This window comes from Streptomyces pyxinicus (assembly GCF_024753135.1).
Classification (GTDB): Bacteria; Actinomycetota; Actinomycetes; order Streptomycetales; family Streptomycetaceae; genus Streptomyces; species Streptomyces pyxinicus.
Genome location: NZ_JANUGP010000018.1, coordinates 115,115 through 131,543 on the forward strand (window position 1 = coordinate 115,115; position 16,429 = coordinate 131,543).

At 72.9% G+C, this 16,429-nt stretch carries 18 protein-coding genes and 1 riboswitch; of the genes, 8 read left to right on the forward strand and 10 right to left on the reverse strand.

Annotation, left to right across the window (positions count from 1 at the left end):
* Positions 1-55: 55 nt before the first annotated feature.
* The 5 genes from metF to NX794_RS22810 form a co-directional block, all read right to left on the reverse strand.
* Complete coding sequence (gene metF / locus NX794_RS22790; RefSeq protein WP_258780590.1) at positions 56-979, reverse strand: methylenetetrahydrofolate reductase [NAD(P)H]; 924 nt, start codon at positions 977-979, stop codon at positions 56-58.
* 108 nt (positions 980-1,087) lie between these two features.
* A complete protein-coding gene (thiE, locus tag NX794_RS22795) occupies positions 1,088-1,738 on the reverse strand; it encodes a thiamine phosphate synthase (protein WP_258780591.1) in 651 nt (216 codons plus the stop codon).
* 124 nt (positions 1,739-1,862) lie between these two features.
* Positions 1,863-2,228 (reverse strand): Rv2175c family DNA-binding protein, encoded by a 366-nt coding sequence (locus tag NX794_RS22800; RefSeq protein ID WP_258780592.1) that lies wholly within the window; start codon positions 2,226-2,228, stop codon positions 1,863-1,865.
* A 90-nt stretch (positions 2,229-2,318) separates the two neighbouring features.
* Complete coding sequence (locus NX794_RS22805) at positions 2,319-3,551, reverse strand: NAD(P)/FAD-dependent oxidoreductase (RefSeq protein ID WP_258780593.1); 1,233 nt, start codon at positions 3,549-3,551, stop codon at positions 2,319-2,321.
* On the reverse strand, positions 3,548-3,715 hold the full coding sequence (locus NX794_RS22810; RefSeq protein ID WP_258780646.1) for a hypothetical protein: 168 nt from the start codon (positions 3,713-3,715) through the stop codon (positions 3,548-3,550). Before NX794_RS22810 ends, NX794_RS22805 begins: the two co-directional genes overlap by 4 nt.
* A 52-nt stretch (positions 3,716-3,767) precedes the next feature.
* Positions 3,768-3,879, forward strand: a riboswitch (TPP riboswitch).
* Between NX794_RS22810 and thiO the strand changes: the two genes are divergently transcribed.
* The 5 genes from thiO to NX794_RS22835 all read left to right on the forward strand — a co-directional run bounded on the left by thiO (position 3,877) and on the right by NX794_RS22835 (position 9,000).
* Entirely contained in the window at positions 3,877-5,040 is a 1,164-nt protein-coding gene (thiO, locus tag NX794_RS22815) for a glycine oxidase ThiO (protein ID WP_258780594.1), read from the forward strand. It overlaps the preceding riboswitch by 3 nt.
* Positions 5,037-5,255 (forward strand): sulfur carrier protein ThiS, encoded by a 219-nt coding sequence (thiS, locus tag NX794_RS22820; protein ID WP_258780595.1) that lies wholly within the window; start codon positions 5,037-5,039, stop codon positions 5,253-5,255. The genes thiO and thiS overlap by 4 nt, the downstream gene beginning before the upstream one ends.
* Before the next feature lie 3 nt (positions 5,256-5,258).
* A complete protein-coding gene (locus tag NX794_RS22825; RefSeq protein ID WP_258780596.1) occupies positions 5,259-6,053 on the forward strand; it encodes a thiazole synthase in 795 nt (264 codons plus the stop codon).
* Between the two features lie 97 nt (positions 6,054-6,150).
* Positions 6,151-8,064 (forward strand): Stk1 family PASTA domain-containing Ser/Thr kinase, encoded by a 1,914-nt coding sequence (gene pknB, locus NX794_RS22830; protein ID WP_258780597.1) that lies wholly within the window; start codon positions 6,151-6,153, stop codon positions 8,062-8,064.
* Positions 8,065-8,121: 57 nt separating this feature from the next.
* A complete protein-coding gene (locus NX794_RS22835) occupies positions 8,122-9,000 on the forward strand; it encodes a deoxyribonuclease IV (protein WP_258780598.1) in 879 nt (292 codons plus the stop codon).
* Positions 9,001-9,003: 3 nt separating this feature from the next.
* Here NX794_RS22835 and NX794_RS22840 read toward each other — a convergent pair whose 3' ends face one another.
* The gene (locus NX794_RS22840; RefSeq protein WP_258780599.1) at positions 9,004-9,636 is read right to left on the reverse strand and encodes a sulfite oxidase-like oxidoreductase; all 633 of its coding nucleotides are present in this window, start codon (positions 9,634-9,636) and stop codon (positions 9,004-9,006) included.
* Between the two features lie 202 nt (positions 9,637-9,838).
* Between NX794_RS22840 and bfr the strand changes: the two genes are divergently transcribed.
* A complete protein-coding gene (bfr, locus tag NX794_RS22845) occupies positions 9,839-10,357 on the forward strand; it encodes a bacterioferritin (protein ID WP_258780600.1) in 519 nt (172 codons plus the stop codon).
* Positions 10,358-10,375: 18 nt separating this feature from the next.
* Here the strand turns inward: bfr and NX794_RS22850 are convergent, their stop codons facing one another.
* Both NX794_RS22850 and NX794_RS22855 read right to left on the reverse strand, forming a co-directional pair.
* Positions 10,376-10,600 carry a (2Fe-2S)-binding protein gene (locus tag NX794_RS22850; protein WP_258780601.1) on the reverse strand — a complete coding sequence of 75 codons (225 nt, stop codon included), beginning with the start codon at positions 10,598-10,600 and terminating at the stop codon, positions 10,376-10,378.
* Positions 10,601-10,744: 144 nt separating this feature from the next.
* Positions 10,745-12,097 (reverse strand): class II 3-deoxy-7-phosphoheptulonate synthase, encoded by a 1,353-nt coding sequence (locus tag NX794_RS22855; protein ID WP_258780602.1) that lies wholly within the window; start codon positions 12,095-12,097, stop codon positions 10,745-10,747.
* Positions 12,098-12,203: 106 nt separating this feature from the next.
* Here NX794_RS22855 and NX794_RS36115 point away from each other — a divergent pair, with 106 nt between their 5' ends.
* Together NX794_RS36115 and NX794_RS22860 are read left to right on the forward strand one after the other, a co-directional pair.
* Entirely contained in the window at positions 12,204-12,272 is a 69-nt protein-coding gene (locus NX794_RS36115) for a trp operon leader peptide (protein WP_428985947.1), read from the forward strand.
* A 123-nt stretch (positions 12,273-12,395) separates the two neighbouring features.
* The gene (locus tag NX794_RS22860) at positions 12,396-14,276 is read left to right on the forward strand and encodes an anthranilate synthase family protein (RefSeq protein ID WP_258780603.1); all 1,881 of its coding nucleotides are present in this window, start codon (positions 12,396-12,398) and stop codon (positions 14,274-14,276) included.
* On the opposite strand, the gene NX794_RS22865 is transcribed toward NX794_RS22860, so the two are convergent.
* Together NX794_RS22865 and NX794_RS22870 are read right to left on the reverse strand one after the other, a co-directional pair.
* Positions 14,228-15,223 carry a 2-hydroxyacid dehydrogenase gene (locus NX794_RS22865; protein ID WP_258780604.1) on the reverse strand — a complete coding sequence of 332 codons (996 nt, stop codon included), beginning with the start codon at positions 15,221-15,223 and terminating at the stop codon, positions 14,228-14,230. The genes NX794_RS22860 and NX794_RS22865 overlap by 49 nt on opposite strands.
* Before the next feature lie 75 nt (positions 15,224-15,298).
* A complete protein-coding gene (locus NX794_RS22870; RefSeq protein ID WP_258780605.1) occupies positions 15,299-16,327 on the reverse strand; it encodes a 6-phosphofructokinase in 1,029 nt (342 codons plus the stop codon).
* Between the last annotated feature and the right edge of the window lie 102 nt (positions 16,328-16,429).

Below are 16,429 nucleotides of genomic sequence, written 5' to 3' on the forward strand. Positions count from 1 at the left end.
TACGCCCCTCTCCCAGTGGCCGCTCCGCAGTGTGGCGTATGGCGGTGCGGCCGGTCTAGGCCTGCGGGGGATGGTGCAGGCCCAGGTTCTCGTAGATTTCCAGGGTCGCCGTCGAGTTGTTGAGCGTGATGAAGTGCAGTCCGGGCACTCCCTCGGCCAGCAGCCGTGCGCAGAACTCGGTGGCGAACTCGATACCGATGGAGCGTACCGCCGCCGGATCGTCCTTCGCTGCGAGGATCCGCTCTTTCAGGGCATCCGGGAAGACGGCGTTGCTCAGCTTGGGCAGCCGCTCCAGCATCCGCACGCTGGTGACCGGCAGGATCTCGGGGATGACCGGCGTCTCGCAGCCCGCGGCCACCACCCGGTCGCGCAGCCGCAGGTACGACTCCGGGCGGAAGAACATCTGTGTGATGGCGTAGTCGGCGCCCGCGCGGCACTTGGCCACGAAGTGGGCGACGTCGGTGTCCCAGTCGGCGGAGCGCGGATGCATCTCGGGGAACGCGGCGACGCCCACGCAGAAGTCGCCCGACTCCTTGATGAGGCGCACGAGTTCGGCCGCGTAGGTCAGGCCCCGGGGGTGCGCGGGCCAGTCGCCCATGGGGTCGCCGGGCGGGTCGCCGCGCACGGCGAGCATGTTCCGGATCCCGGCGTCCGCGTACTGGCCGATGATGTTGCGCAGTTCGGCGACGGAGTGGTCGACCGCGGTGAGGTGGGCGACCGGGGTGAGCGTGGTGTCGGCGACGATCTGCTGGGTCTCCTTGACCGTGCCCGCGCGGGTCGAGCCGCCGGCGCCGTAGGTCACCGAGACGAAGTCGGGGGCGACCGCCTCGATCCTGCGCAGCGCGTTCCACAGGTTCCGCTCGCCCTTGGGGGTCTTCGGCGCCGAGAACTCGAACGAGTACGTCGTCTTGCCGGTCGCGAGCATCTCCCGCACGGTGCGTGCGTGATCCGTCCGGGTGGACGCGGTTCCGAGGGCCATACCCGCAGGTTAGCCAGGGGTGGGCGGTCTCCCAACCGGACACTGGGAAATCGCCCCATTTGTCGCTTTCCCGTCCAGTAGGTGGACACGGGCGACACCTCGTGGACCTCAGTGGGCCGCGCGCAGCCGCTTCGCCAGGTCGGCCGCCGCGGTGCCCGGGTCGGTGGCCTCGGTGAGGGCGCGGACCACGACCACCCGGCGGGCGCCGGCGTCCAGGACCTGGTCCAGGTTGCCGAGGTCGATGCCGCCGATCGCGAACCAGGGGCGCTCGGTGCCGAGGGCGGCGGTGTACCGGACCAGGTCGAGGCCGGGCGCGGGGCGGCCGGGCTTGGTGGGGGTGGGCCAGCAGGGGCCGGTGCAGAAGTAGTCCACGCCGTCCTGGACGGCGGCGTCGGCGGCCTCCGCCTCGGCGTGGGTGGAGCGGCCGATCAGCACGCCGTCGCCGAGGATCTCGCGGGCGGCGGCCACCGGCAGGTCGCCCTGGCCGAGGTGCAGCACGTCGGCGCCGGCGGCGTGCGCGACGTCCGCCCGGTCGTTGACGGCGAGGAGTCTGCCGTGCCGGGCGCAGGCCTCGGCGAACACCGCCAGGTGCTCCAGCTCCTCGCCGGCCTCCATGCCCTTGTCGCGCAGTTGCACGATGTCGACGCCGCCGGCCAGCACCGCGTCCAGGAACTCGGGGAGGTCGCCCTGGCGCTTGCGGGCGTCCGTGCACAGGTACAGGCGGGCGTCGGCGAGCGCGGCGCGGGCGGTGTCGGGCATGGGCGGATCCCCCCGGTGTCGGTGTGCCGGACGGCACGGGCGGGCGGCGGGCGGCACCCCTGGCCGCACGCCACCCCTGTCTCCTACAGTTCGGCCCGGCGGGCCGGCGCCGGTGCGGCGCGGCTCAGACGGCCAGCGCCTGGGCTCGGCGCTTCACCTCCGTGCCCCGATTCTCACTCAGGGCCTGTGCGGGGGTGCCCGGCAGGGTCGGGTCGGGGGTGAAGAGCCATTCGATCATCTCGTCGTCCGTGAAGCCGTCGTCCCGCAGGAGCGTCAGGGTGCCGGTCAGGCCCTTGACGACCTTGTCCCCGTCGATGAAGGCGGCGGGGACGTGCAGCGCCCGGTTCTCACCCCGGCGTACGGCGATGAGCTGGCCCTCCTTGACCAGCTGCCGCACGCGCGTCACCTCGACGCCGAGCTGTTCGGCGATGTCGGGGAGGGTGAGCCAGGCGGGGACGAGAGCATCGATCTTTGCGTCAATCTCGGTCACGCGTCCTAGCGTAGGCGCTCGGCCGGGGGTGCCGCTTCATGCCGGCGCCCCGCGCCCCTCCCCGGGTCGGTCCGCGCGCCCTCGCGCAGGTCAGTCGGACGTGGCGTCCTTCAGCGGGCGGGCCGGGTCGGCCAGCGCCCCGGCGTCCATCCGGCGGCCGGCCTCGATCAGTTTGCGGCCCTGTGCCAGGTCCCTCGGGCGGCCGACCGCCAGCAGGGCCACCAGGCGGCTCTCGCGCAGCCAGCACACCGACCAGGACGGGCCCGCCGGGTCGCCGCGCCACACGAGCCGGTCGGCGGCGGCGTGGTGGCCGGCGTACTGGACGAAGCGGCCGAACTGCTCGGACCAGAAGTAGGGCACCGGGTCGTAGACCGCGGGGGTCTCGTCGAGGATGTTCGCGGCGACCGTGCGGGGCCCTTGCAGGGCGTTGTCCCAGTGGTGGACGAGCAGCCGTTCGCCGTAGCGGGCCGAGGGGAAGGACGCGCAGTCGCCGACGGCGTACACGCCGGCCACGCTGGTGCGCAGCCCGGCGTCGGCCAGTACCTCGCCGTGCGCGCCCAGCTCGACGCCGGAGCCGGCGAGCCAGCCGGTGGCGGGGCGGGCGCCGATGCCGACGACGACGGCGCCGGCGGGCAGCCGGGTGCCGTCGGAGAGCACCACCGCGCCGGGCTCGACGCGCTCCACGCGCGCGTGGGTGCGCAGTTCGGTACCGCTGTCGGCGTACCAGGCGGTCATGGGGGCGGCGACCTCGGCGGGCAGGGCGCCGGCGAGCGGCCGGTCGGCGGCCTCCACGACGGTCACCGCGCAGCCGGCCTCCCGGGCGGCGGTGGCGAACTCGGCGCCGATCCAGCCGGCGCCGACGACCACGACGTCGTGCCGGCGGGCGAGGACGGGCCGCAGCCGTTCCGCGTCGTCCAGGGTGCGCAGCAGGTGCACGCCGGGCACGCCCTCGGTGCCGGGCAGGGTGACCGGCTCGGCACCGGTGGCCAGGACCAGGGCGTCGTACGGCACCGGGCCCGCCTCGGTGTCCAGCTCGTGCGCGGCGGGGCGCAGACCCAGCACCTCGCAGCCGAGCCGCAGTTCGACGCCGAGCGCCTCGAAGTCGACGTCGAAGGCGGACCCCTCGGCCTTGCCGAGCAACACGGCCTTCGACAGCGGTGGCCGGTCGTAGGGCTGGTGGGGTTCGGCGCCGATGACGGTGACGGTGCCCTTGAAGCCCTGTTCGCGCAGGGCGACGGCGGTCTGCACCCCGGCCATGCCCGCGCCGGCCACGACCACGCGCCGTACCTGTGCCGGGCTCTTGTCCGCTGTCTGCTCGCTCACCTGATCACCATAGACAGTGACAGCGCGTCAGTCAGGAGGGTGTGCTCCGTGATCCTGAGCCGCACATACCGGAAGTCCAGCCGGTCTCCGTCGCGGGTGCCCACCTGGCCGGGGGCCTGGCCGGCCACGGGCGCGAGGACGAGGCCGTCGAGCGACCGGGGCATGGGCGGGGCTCCCTTACGGGTGGCGTGGGCCGCGGGCTAGGCTGGCCACCGTACAAGCACTCGCGGGAGCCCGGCCGCACCGGGCTGAGAGGGAGGCTGGCGGCCTCCGACCGTACGAACCTGATCCGGGTCATGCCGGCGAAGGGAGGGGCAGGACGCCCATGCCGTCACGTACGTCCGACGTCCTCGTCATCGGGGGCGGGATCATCGGCCTGGTCACGGCCTGGCGGGCCGCGCAGCAGGGCCTCGCCACGGCCGTGCTGGACCCCGAGCCCGGCGGCGGGGCCGCCCGGGTCGCGGCCGGGATGCTGGCCGCGGTCACCGAACTGCACTACGGCGAGCAGACGCTGCTCGCGCTGAACCTGGAGTCGGCGCGCCGCTACCCGGACTTCGCGGCCGAGCTGACCGAGGCCACCGGGCAGGACCTGGGCTACCGCCGGTGCGGCACCCTGGCGGTCGCCCTCGACTCCGACGACCGCGCCGGCCTGCGCGAGCTGCACGCCTTCCAGCAGCGCTCGGGGCTCGCCTCCGAGTGGCTGTCGGGGCGCGAGTGCCGGCGTCTCGAACCGATGCTGGCGCCCGGGGTGCGCGGCGGGCTGCGGGTCGACGGGGACCACCAGATCGACCCGCGCCGGCTGGCGGCGGCCCTGCTGACCGCCTGCGAGCGGGCCGGGGTGGAGTTCCACCGGACACCGGCCGAGCGTCTCGACGTCGTACGGGACCGGGCCGCCGGTGCCACCGCGGCGGACGGCACCGCGCTGGCCGCGGAGCGGGTGGTGCTGGCCGCCGGCAGCATGAGCGGCCGGCTCGCGGGCGTCCCGGCGGCGGCGCTGCCGCCGGTGCGGCCGGTGAAGGGGCAGGTGGTGCGGCTGACCGTGCCGGGCCCGCTGGCGCCGTTCCTGAGCCGGACCGTGCGGGCCGTGGTGCGCGGCAGCCATGTCTACCTGGTGCCCCGCGAGAACGGCGACCTGGTGATCGGCGCCACCAGCGAGGAGATGGGCTGGGACACCACGGTCACCGCGGGCGGCGTGTACGAGCTGCTGCGTGACGCCCACGAGCTGGTGCCGGGCATCACCGAGCTGCCGCTGACCGAGACCCTGGCCGGGCTGCGCCCCGGCTCGCCCGACAACGCGCCGCTGCTCGGGCCGTCCGCGCTGGACGGGCTGCTGCTGGCCACCGGGCACCACCGCAACGGGGTACTGCTCACCCCGGTCACCGGGGACGTGCTGGCGCACGTGCTGGCCACCGGTGACCTCCCGGAGCTGGCCCGGACCTTCACCCCCGCGCGCTTCGGCGCCGCCGTCCTCACGGAGCAGCCCGTATGACCCCGTCCGTCACCGTCACCATCTCCGTCAACGGCGAGCGCCGGGACATCGCGTCCGGCACCGCCCTCGACTCCGTCGTCCGGACCCTGACCGCGGCGCCCTCCGGGGTGGCGGCGGCCGTCAACGAGACCGTCGTCCCGCGCACCCGGTGGGGTGCCACCGCGCTCGCCGAGGGCGACCGGGTCGAGGTCCTCACCGCCGTCCAAGGAGGCTGAACCATGGCCGACGATCCCTTCGTGCTGGGCGGGGTGCCGTTCGGCTCCCGGCTGATCATGGGCACCGGCGGCGCGCCCAGCCTGGAGGTGCTGGAGCGGGCGCTGATCGCCTCCGGCACCGAGCTGACGACCGTCGCGATGCGCCGGGTGGACGCCTCCGTGCACGGCTCGGTGCTGTCCGTGCTGGAGCGGCTGGGCATCCGGGTGCTGCCGAACACCGCGGGCTGCTTCACCGCCGGGGAGGCCGTGCTGACCGCCCGGCTGGCCCGGGAGGCGCTGGGCACGGACCTGGTCAAGCTGGAGGTCATCGCCGACGAGCGGACGCTGCTGCCGGACCCGGTGGAGACCCTGGAGGCGGCGGAGACCCTGGTCGACGACGGGTTCACGGTGCTGCCGTACACCAACGACGACCCGGTGCTCGCCCGGAAGCTGGAGGACGTCGGCTGCGCGGCCGTGATGCCGCTGGGCTCGCCGATCGGGTCCGGGCTCGGCATCCGCAACCCGCACAACTTCCAGCTGATCACGGAGCACGCGCGCGTGCCGGTGATCCTGGACGCGGGGGCGGGCACGGCCTCCGACGTGGCGCTGGCGATGGAGCTGGGCTGCGCGGGTGTGATGCTCGCCTCGGCCGTCACCCGGGCCCAGGAGCCGGAGACCATGGCGGCGGCGATGCGGCACGCGGTGGAGGCGGGCCGGCTGGCCCGGCGGGCGGGCCGCATCCCGCGCCGCCACTTCGCCGAGGCCTCCTCGCCCACGCAGGGCCGCGCCCACCTGGACCCCGAGCGCCCCGCCTTCTGACCGGACGGCGATACGACAGTCACAGCTCTGCTGCATTCCGCCCCCGGCCCGGGCACGGGGGACGGGAGTGTCCGCGGCCCCTCGTAGACTCCCTGACGTGGATACGACCCTTCAGGACCCTCTCGTCGGGCAGGTGCTCGACGGCCGTTATCGCGTCGACGCGCGGATCGCGGCGGGCGGGATGGCCACGGTCTACCGGGCCCTGGACACCCGCCTCGACCGTGTGCTCGCGCTGAAGGTGATGCACCCGGCGCTCGCGGTGGACGGGTCCTTCGTCGAGCGGTTCATCCGGGAGGCGAAGTCGGTCGCCCGGCTCGACCACCCGAACGTGGTGCAGGTCTTCGACCAGGGCACCGACGGGTCGTACGTGTACCTGGCGATGGAGTACGTCGCCGGCTGCACCCTGCGGGACGTGCTGCGCGAGCGGGGCGCGCTGCAGCCGCGGGCCGCGCTGGACATCCTGGAGCCGGTGCTGGCCGCGCTGGGCGCCGCGCACCGGGCCGGGTTCGTGCACCGGGACATGAAGCCGGAGAACGTCCTCATAGGCGACGACGGGCGGGTCAAGGTCGCCGACTTCGGCCTGGTGCGCTCGGTGGACGCCGTGACCAGTACGACGGGTTCCGTGCTCGGCACCGTGTCGTACCTGGCGCCCGAGCAGGTCGAGCACGGCACCACGGACGCGCGCGTGGACGTGTACGCGTGCGGTGTGGTCCTCTACGAGATGCTGACCGGCGGCAAGCCGCACGCCGGGGAATCCCCCGCGCAGATCCTCTACCGGCACGTCCACGAGGACGTGCCGCCGCCCTCGGCACTGGTCCCGGGGCTGCCGTACGAGCTGGACGAACTGGTCGCCTCGGCCACCGCCCGCGACCCGGAACTGCGCCCGTACGACGCGGTGACGCTGCTCGGGCAGGCGCGCGCGGCGCGGGCGGCACTGACCGGGGAGCAGCTGGACGCGCTGCCGCCGCGGGCGCTGGACGCGGGCCACGACAACGCGGAGGACCGCACGAGCGTGATCCCGCGCTCCCTGACGGTGCCCCGGCCGCTGCCGGTGGGCGAGGACCGTCCCGGGGACGCCGCCGGGCACACCAGCCGCCTCCAGGCGCCGCCGGTGCCGCCGCGCCGCTCCCGCCGGCTGCTGCTGACGGTGCTCGCGGCGGTGCTCGTGGTCTTCGGCGTCGGCGCCGGGGTCTGGTACATCAACTCGGGTCAGTTCACCAAGGTGCCGCCGCTGGTCACCAGGACGGAGGCGCAGGCCCGCGAGCGGCTGGAGTCGGCCGGTCTGGACGTCGGGCAGGTCAAGCGGAAGTACGACGACACCGTGGACCGGGGCGCGGTCATCGGCTCCGACCCCGCGCCCGGCGCCCGCATCCGGGAGAACGCCTCGGTGTCGCTGGTCGTCTCGCTCGGCCCGGAGACGGTGAACGTGCCGGACGTGTCGGGCAAGCCGCTCGCCGAGGCGCGGGCGGGCCTGAAGGCGGACGGTCTGGAGCCGGGCATGGTGACCCGGCAGTTCAGCGAGGACGTCGACAAGGGCGCGGTGATCCGGACGACACCGTCGGCCGGCACCAAGCGGCACGCCGGGTCGGCGATCGCGCTGGTCGTCAGCAAGGGCAGCCCGATCGAGGTGCCGGACGTGACCGGCGACGACCCGGACAGCGCCCGGGAGGAGCTGACGGACGCGGGCCTGAAGGTCGAGGTGGCCACCGGGCGGGTCAACTCCGAGTACGACAAGGGCAAGGTCGCCCGGCAGACCCCGGCCGACGGCAGCCGGGCCGCCGAGGGCGACACGGTGACGCTGACGCTGTCCAAGGGCCCGGAGCTGGTGCCGGTCCCGGACGTGGTCGGGGACAGCGTGGACGACGCGCACGACGCCCTGGAGAAGGCGGGCTTCACGGTGGACGAGGACCGCGGGCTGCTCGGGCTGTTCGGCGACACGGTGAAGAAGCAGTCGGTGGAAGGCGGGAAGAACGCCCCCAAGGGGTCGACGGTCACGATCACCATCCGGTGACCGGGCTCACCCGGGGCCGTGGTCCGGGGGCCGGGGCGGACATGACACCCTGAACGGGTGAGTCCCGTTCCCTCCCCGCTCCCCCGCAACCCCGTCGGCGGCCATGTCCCGGTGGCCGGCGGTCTGCACTCCGTGGGGCTGTCGTACGCCCGTGAGCTGAGGGCGGAGACCGTGCAGGTCTTCGTCGCCAACCCGCGCGGCTGGGCGACCCCGGCCGGGAACCCGCGTCAGGACGAGGCGTTCCGCGCGGCCTGCGCCGAGGAGTCCGTCCCGGCGTACGTGCACGCGCCCTACCTGATCAACTTCGGCTCGGGCACCGAGGCGACCGTGGAGCGGTCCGCGGAGTCGCTGCGGCACTCGCTGCGGCGCGGCCGGGAGATCGGCGCGCTCGGCGTGGTCGTGCACACCGGCAGCGCGACCGGCGGGCAGACCCGGGAGGTGGCGCTGAAGCAGGTGCGCGCGCACCTGCTGCCGCTGCTGGACGAGCTGACCCACGACGACGACCCGTTCCTGCTGCTGGAGTCCACCGCCGGGCAGGGCGCCTCGCTGTGCTCGCGGACCTGGGACTTCGGCCCGTACTTCGAGGCGCTGGACGCCCACCCGAAGCTCGGCGTGTGCCTGGACACCTGTCACGTCTACGCCGCCGGGCACGACCTGACCGGTCCGAGCGGCATGCACCAGACGCTGGACCTGCTGGTGGACACGGTCGGCCCGGGCCGGCTGAAGCTGATCCACGCCAACGACTCCAAGGACGTGGTCGGCGCCCACAAGGACCGCCACGAGAACATCGGCGCCGGCCACATCGGCGAGGACCCGTTCCGCGCCCTGATGACCCACCCGGCGACCGAGGGCGTGCCGCTGGTCATCGAGACCCCGGGCGGCAAGGACGGCCACGCGGCGGACGTGGCCCGCCTCAAGCGGCTGCGGGACGGCTAGGGCTCACAGCTCGGGGCCGTCGCCCGGCTGCTCCTGGTAGGAGTAGCGCTGTTCCTTCCAGGGGTCGCCGACGTTGTGGTAGCCGCGCTCCTCCCAGAAGCCGCGCCGGTCGGCGGTCATGTACTCCACGCCGCGCACCCACTTGGGGCCCTTCCAGGCGTACAGGTGGGGCACCACCAAACGGACCGGGAAGCCGTGTTCGGCGGTGAGGAGTTCGCCGTCCTTGTGGGTGGCGAAGATCGCGCGGTCGGAGGCGAAGTCCGCAAGGCGCAGGTTGGAGCTGAAGCCGTACTCCGCCCACACCATCACATGGGTGACATCGGGGGCCGGCGGCGCCAGGTCCAGGACGGCGGCGGCCGGCACGCCGCCCCACTCCGCGCCGGTCATGCTGAACTTCGTCACGCAGTGCAGGTCGGCCACCACAGTGGTGTAGGGCAGGGCCGTGAATTCCTCGTGGTTCCAGGTGCGCTTGTCGCCGTCGGCGGTGGCGCCGAAGACCCGGAACTCCCAGCGCTCGGGCCGGAACCTGGGCACCGGCCCGTAGTGGGTGACCGGCCAGCCGCGCTGGAGCCGCTGTCCCGGTGGAAGCACCGACCCCGCCGTCGCTCCAGACCCTCGCTCCACCGGATGCCCCATGTATCCATCCTGACAGACCTCGGGTGATGCCCTTGACCAGCCTCCGGGGAACCGGACAAGAGGCGTTTACTCAGGGCGTACTTACTAAGCACGCACTTACTGGACGATCTTTCCCGCCGGTGCAATCATGCGGCGCTATCGGCCGGGTTTGTCCATCTGGTCCGTCTGGTCCATCCGGTCCCTCTGGAAGGAGTGCCATCCCATGCAAGGCGACCCCGAGGTCATCGAACTTCTCAACGAGCAGCTGACCGCCGAGCTGACCGCGATCAACCAGTACTTCCTGCACTCCAAGCTGCAGGACCACCGGGGGTGGACCAAGCTCGCCGAGTACACCCGGCGGGAGTCGTTCGACGAGATGCGGCACGCGGAGGTCCTCACCGACCGCATCCTGCTGCTGGACGGCCTGCCGAACTACCAGCGGCTCTTCCACGTGCAGGTCGGCCAGACGGTGGCCGAGATGTTCCGGGCGGACCGGCAGATCGAGGTCGAGGCCATCGACCGGCTGCGCCGGGGCGTGCAGGTGATGCGCGAGAAGGACGACATCACGTCGGCCAACATCTTCGAGGCGATCCTGGCCGACGAGGAGCACCACATCGACTACCTGGACACCCAGCTGGAGCTGGTGGACAAGCTGGGTGAGGCGCTCTACCTGTCGACGGTGATCGAGCAGAGCCAGCCGGACCCCTCGGGCCCGGGCACGGGCGGCTTCTCCACCCACTGAGCCGGGCGGGGAACGGCGTCAGGCGGCGTCGTCCAGCTGCTCCAGCGCGGGAGCGTGCCGGTCGATCAGCTCCCGGCGGGGGCAGGTACCGCGGCCCAGCAGGGCCTGGATGCGCCGCACGCAGCCGCCGCAGTCGGTTCCCGCCTTGGAGGCCGAGGCGATCTGGCGCGGGGTGCAGGCGCCGTCCGCCGCGTGCTGCCGGACCTGCGCCTCGGTGACACCGAAGCAGCTGCACACGTACACGCGGTCGCACCTCCCTGCGGGATCGCTCGCTGCCATCCCGTATTTCGGTGAGGCAAACCTAACCTTACCCATACCGGGGAGACCGCAAAAGTGCGAGGGGCGCGGATCGCTTGTGATCCGCGCCCCAACCGCTTGCCGGGAGGGCTACTGGTCCCGGTACATCTCGGCGACCAGGAACGCCAGGTCCAGCGACTGGCTGCGGTTCAGCCGGGGGTCGCAGGCCGTCTCGTAGCGCTGGTGCAGGTCGTCGACGAAGATCTCGTCGCCGCCGCCCACGCACTCGGTGACGTCGTCGCCGGTCAGCTCCACGTGGATGCCGCCCGGGTGGGTGCCGAGCGCCTTGTGGACCTCGAAGAAGCCCTTGACCTCGTCCAGCACGTCGTCGAAGCGGCGGGTCTTGTGCCCGGAGGCCGCCTCGAAGGTGTTGCCGTGCATCGGGTCGGTCACCCAGGCCACCGTCGCGCCGGACGCCGTGACCTTCTCGACCAGCTCGGGGAGCTTGTCGCGGATCTTGCCGGCGCCCATGCGGACGATGAAGGTCAGCCGGCCCGGCTCCCGCTCGGGGTCGAGGCGGTCGATGTACTGGAGCGCCTCCTCGGCCGTGGTGCTCGGGCCGAGCTTGATGCCGATCGGGTTGCTGATCCTGGAGGCGAACTCGATGTGCGCGCCGTCCAGCTGCCGGGTGCGCTCACCGATCCACACCATGTGCCCGGAGACGTCGTACAGCTTGCCGGTGCGCGAGTCGGTCCGGGTCAGGGCGGACTCGTAGTCGAGCAGCAGCGCCTCGTGGGAGGCGAAGAACTCGACGGTCTTGAACTCCTCCGGGTCGGTGCCGCAGGCCCGCATGAAGTTCAGCGCGTTGTCGATCTCGCGGGCGAGCTGCTCGTAGCGCTGCCCGGACGGCGAGGTCCGCACGAAGTCCTGGTTCCAGGCGTGCACCTGGCGCAGGTCGGCGTAGCCGCCGGTGGTGAAGGCGCGCACCAGGTTCAGCGTGGACGCCGAGGCGTGGTACATGCGCTTGAGCCGCTCCGGGTTCGGGATGCGGCTGGCCTCGGTGAAGTCGAAGCCGTTGACGGAGTCGCCCCGGTACACCGGCAGGGTGACGCCGTCCCGGGTCTCGGTGGGCTTGGAGCGCGGCTTGGAGTACTGGCCGGCGATCCGGCCGACCTTCACCACCGGCACGGAGGCGGCGTAGGTGAGGACGGCGCCCATCTGGAGCAGCGTCTTCAGCTTGTTGCGGATGTGGTCGGCGGACACCCCGTCGAACGCCTCGGCGCAGTCGCCGCCCTGGAGGAGGAACGCCTCTCCCTTGGCGACGGCCGCCATCCGGGCGCGCAGCTGGTCGCACTCGCCCGCGAAGACGAGCGGCGGATACGACTCGAGGTCCGCGATCACTGCGCGCAGAGCCTCGGTGTCGGGGTACTCGGGCTGCTGCGCCGCGGGCAGGTCTCGCCAGGTGTTGCCAGCGCTCGCGCTGGTCTTAGCGTTCACGGTCACCTCGTAAACCTTACGGGGTCGGGTCGGGTCTCCCTTCCTCCGGCTCGAAGAGTGAGACGCGGTGACTGCCCTGTGGACGGTCGGCGGGTGCGGTAGGGTTCCCGGCATGTTCGCGCCTTCGACCCCGACCAGTATCCGGAACTGGTGGTGGACCGCTTCTTCGGCGGCCCACTGATCGCGCGCAGCTCCCACAGACTTCGCGAAGGCCGCCCGAGGGCGGCCTTCGGCGTTTCCGGGGTCCGTTCCTCTCCGTCCGACGCGTCCGCCGACGTCCGACGCCCGAGAAGGAGCCCGACCCGTGCACCTGAACGACCTGCTGACCGACCCCCGCCCCGTCGCGCTGCTGCGCCGCCGCACCCCCGGCCGCGACGAGCACACCGTGGAGGTCCTGCTCGGCCCGGTGACCCGCCGCGACCGGCTGGCCGACCTGCCCGACGAGGGCCTGGCCCTGGTGCCGTTCCGGCAGCTGCGCGAGCGCGGCTTCGACGTCCGCGACGACGGCACCCCGCTGCTGGTCCTCACGCCCGAGGAGTCGTACGAGGTCCCCCTCGGCCGGGCGCTGGCCGAGCTGCCCGGGCACGCGGTGCGGGTCGAGGGCGGGGGCTTCGACGTGGGCGACGCGGAGTACGGCGAGATCGTCGGGCGGGTGCTGGCGGAGGAGATCGGCCGGGGCGAGGGCGCGAACTTCGTGATCCGGCGGACCTACCGGGGGGAGATCCCCGGCTTCGGGCGGGCCGACGCGCTCGCGCTGTTCCGCCGGCTGCTGGCGGGCGAGCGCGGCGCGTACTGGACGTTCGTGGTGCACACCGGGGACCGGACGCTGGTCGGCGCCAGCCCCGAGGCGCACGTCCGGATGTCCGGCGGGACGGTCGTGATGAACCCGATCAGCGGGACGTACCGCTACCCGGCCGAGGGCCCCACCCCGGAGCACCTGCTCGGGTTCCTCGCCGACGGCAAGGAGACCGAGGAGCTGTCGATGGTGGTGGACGAGGAGCTGAAGATGATGTGCACCGTCGGCGACATGGGCGGGGTCGTCGTCGGTCCCCGGCTCAAGGAGATGGCGCACCTCGCGCACACCGAGTACGAGCTGCGCGGGAAGTCCTCCCTGGACGCCCGGGAAGTGCTCAGGGAGACGATGTTCGCGGCGACGGTGACCGGCTCGCCGGTGCAGAACGCGTGCCGGGTGATCCAGCGGCACGAGACCGGCGGCCGGGGCTACTACGCGGGCGCGCTGGCGCTGCTGGGCCGGGACGCCGGGGGTGCGCAGACGCTGGACTCCCCGATCCTGATCCGCACCGCCGACATCGACGCCGGCGGCCGGCTGCGCGTGCCGGTCGGCGCGACGCTGGTGCGCGGCTCGGACCCGGCCGGCGAGGTCGCCGAGACCCACGCGAAGGCGGCGGGCGTGCTGGCGGCGCTCGGGGTGGGACCGGCCCGGCCGCGCGCGGAGCGGGACCTGCCCCGGCTGGCCGACGACCCCCGGGTGCGGGCCGCGCTGGACGGGCGCCGCTCGGCCCTCGCGCCGTTCTGGCTGCGGATGCGGGAGCGGACCGGGGAGCTGACCGGGCACGCCCTGGTCGTGGACGCCGAGGACACCTTCACCGCCATGCTGGCCCATGTGCTGCGCTCCGCCGGGCTCGGCGTGACGGTACGGCGCTTCGACGAGCCGGGGCTGCGCGAGGCCGTGCGCGGGCACGAAGGTCCGGTGGTGCTCGGGCCCGGTCCGGGCGACCCCGGCGACCTGGCCGACCCGAGGATGCGGTTCCTGCGGGCGCTGACGGCCGAGGTGCTCGCCGGGCACCGGCACGGGGTGCTCGGGGTGTGCCTGGGGCACGAGCTGATCGCGGCCGAGCTGGGTCTGGACATCGTGCGCAAGGCGGTGCCGTACCAGGGGGCGCAGACCACGGTCAACCTGTTCGGGCGGCCGGAGACCGTCGGCTTCTACAACAGCTTCGTCGCCCGCTGCGACGAGGACGCGGCCCGGGAGCTGGCCGCGCACGGGATCGAGGTGAGCCGGGCGGCCGACGGGGAGGTGCACGCGCTGCGCGGGCCGGGTTTCGCCGGGACGCAGTTCCACCCGGAGTCGGTGCTCACCCTGAACGGGGCGCAGATCGTGCGGGAGCTGATGGGTCAGCCGCGCGGCACGAGCGTGTTCTGCGAGCGGCGCCCGGCCTCGTAGTCCAGGACGTTGCGCACCGTGGTGTCGATGATCTGGGTGACGGCGTCCTCGGTGTAGTACGCCTGGTGGGAAGTGACCAGGACGTTCGGGAAGGTCATCAGCCGGGCGAGGGTGTCGTCCTCGATGGCCTCCAGGGACTTGTCCAGGAAGAACAGCCCGGCCTCCAGCTCGTAGACGTCCAGGCCGACTCCGGTGAAGCGGCCCTCGCGCAGCTCGGCGACGAGGGCCTCGGTGTCGACCAGGCCGCCCCGGCTGGAGTTGACCAGGATCGCGTCGTCCTTCATCGCCTTCAGCGCGGCGGCGTCGATCAGGTGCTGGGTCTCGGGCATCAGCGGCACGTGCAGGCTGATCAGGTCGGACTCGGCGAGGAGGCGGTCCTTCGGGACGTACTCCATGCCGAGTCCGAGGCATACGGGGTTCTCGGCCGCGTCCCAGCCGAGCAGCCGCATGCCGAAGCCGTGCGCGATCCGGGCGAACACGGCGCCGATCTTGCCGGTGCCGAGGACGCCGGCGGTGCGGCCGTGCATGTCGCGGCCCATCAGCCCGTCGAGCCGGAAGTCGAAGTCGCGGGTGCGGGTGGAGGCGCGCACCACCCGGCGGTTGACGGCCATCGCCAGGGTCCAGGCGAACTCGGCCACCGAGTGAGGCGAGTAGTACGAGACCCGGGCGACCGTGATGCCGAGGCGTTCGGCGGTGTCCAGGTCGATGTTGTTGTAGCCGGTGGAGCGCTGGGCGACCATCCGGGTGCCGCCGGCCGCCAGGGCCCGCAGCACCCGCGCGTTCAGGTCGTCGTTGACGCTGCTGGAGATCACCTCGTGGCCGGCGGCGATGGGCGCGGTGTCCTCGGTGAGGAACACCTCCAGGCACCGCACGGCGTGCGGGGCGGCGAAGGCGCGCTCGATGAGGGGCTTCTCGTCGGCCTGGACGCCGAACGCGAGGATCTCCATGGGCTTCTCCCGCACTGTCGGTCACCGGGGCCGTACTCCGGCCGAATATACGGCCCCCCGCGACCCGGCCGCCGGTCAGCCGAAGAACACCCCGGCCTCCTCGTAGAGCTTCGGGTCCACCGTCTTGAGCTTCGCGGTGGCCTCGGCGATGGGGACGCGGACGATGTCGGTGCCGCGCAGGGCGACCATCTTGCCGAAGTCGCCGTCGTGGACGCAGTCGACGGCGTGCAGTCCGAAGCGGGTGGCGAGCCAGCGGTCGAAGGCGGTGGGGGTGCCGCCGCGCTGGATGTGCCCGAGGACGGTGGTGCGGGACTCCTTGCCGGTGCGCCGCTCGATCTCCTTGGCCAGCCACTCGCCGACCCCGGACAGCCGGACGTGCCCGAAGGAGTCCAGCGACTCGTCCTTGAGGACCATCTCGCCGTCCCTGGGCGTCGCGCCCTCGGCGACGACCACGATCGGGGCGTAGGAGGCCTTGAACCGGGAGGTGACCCAGGCGCACACCCGGTCGACGTCGAAGCGCTGCTCGGGGATGAGGATGACGTTGGCGCCGCCGGCCAGGCCCGAGTGCAGGGCGATCCAGCCGGCGTGCCGGCCCATCACCTCGCAGACCAGCACCCGCATATGGGACTCGGCGGTGGTGTGCAGCCGGTCGATGGCCTCGGTGGCGATGTTGACGGCGGTGTCGAAGCCGAAGGTGTAGTCGGTGGCGGACAGGTCGTTGTCGATGGTCTTGGGCACGCCGACGCAGGGCACGCCGTACTCGTCGGCGAGGCGCCCGGCCACGCCCAGGGTGTCCTCGCCGCCGATCGCGACGAGCGCCTCGACCTCCTGCTTGGCGAGGTTCTCCTTGATCCGGCGGATGCCGCCCTCGATCTTGAGGGGGTTGGTCCGGGAGGAGCCGAGGATGGTGCCGCCGCGGGGCAGGATGCCGCGCACCGCGGTGATGTCGAGACGGACGGTGTCGTTCTCCAGTGGACCCCGCCAGCCGTCCCGGAAGCCGACGAAGTCGAAGCCGTACTCCTGCACGCCCTTGCGTACGACGCCCCGGATGACGGCGTTGAGTCCGGGGCAGTCACCGCCTCCGGTCAGTACTCCGACCCGCATGGAAATGTCCCTTCGCCGCAGTTGCCTGACGCACGGTCACGCTAATGGTGATTCGCGTCACACCGGGAGAGGCGAGAAGGGTGAATCCGTTACGCGTTGCCG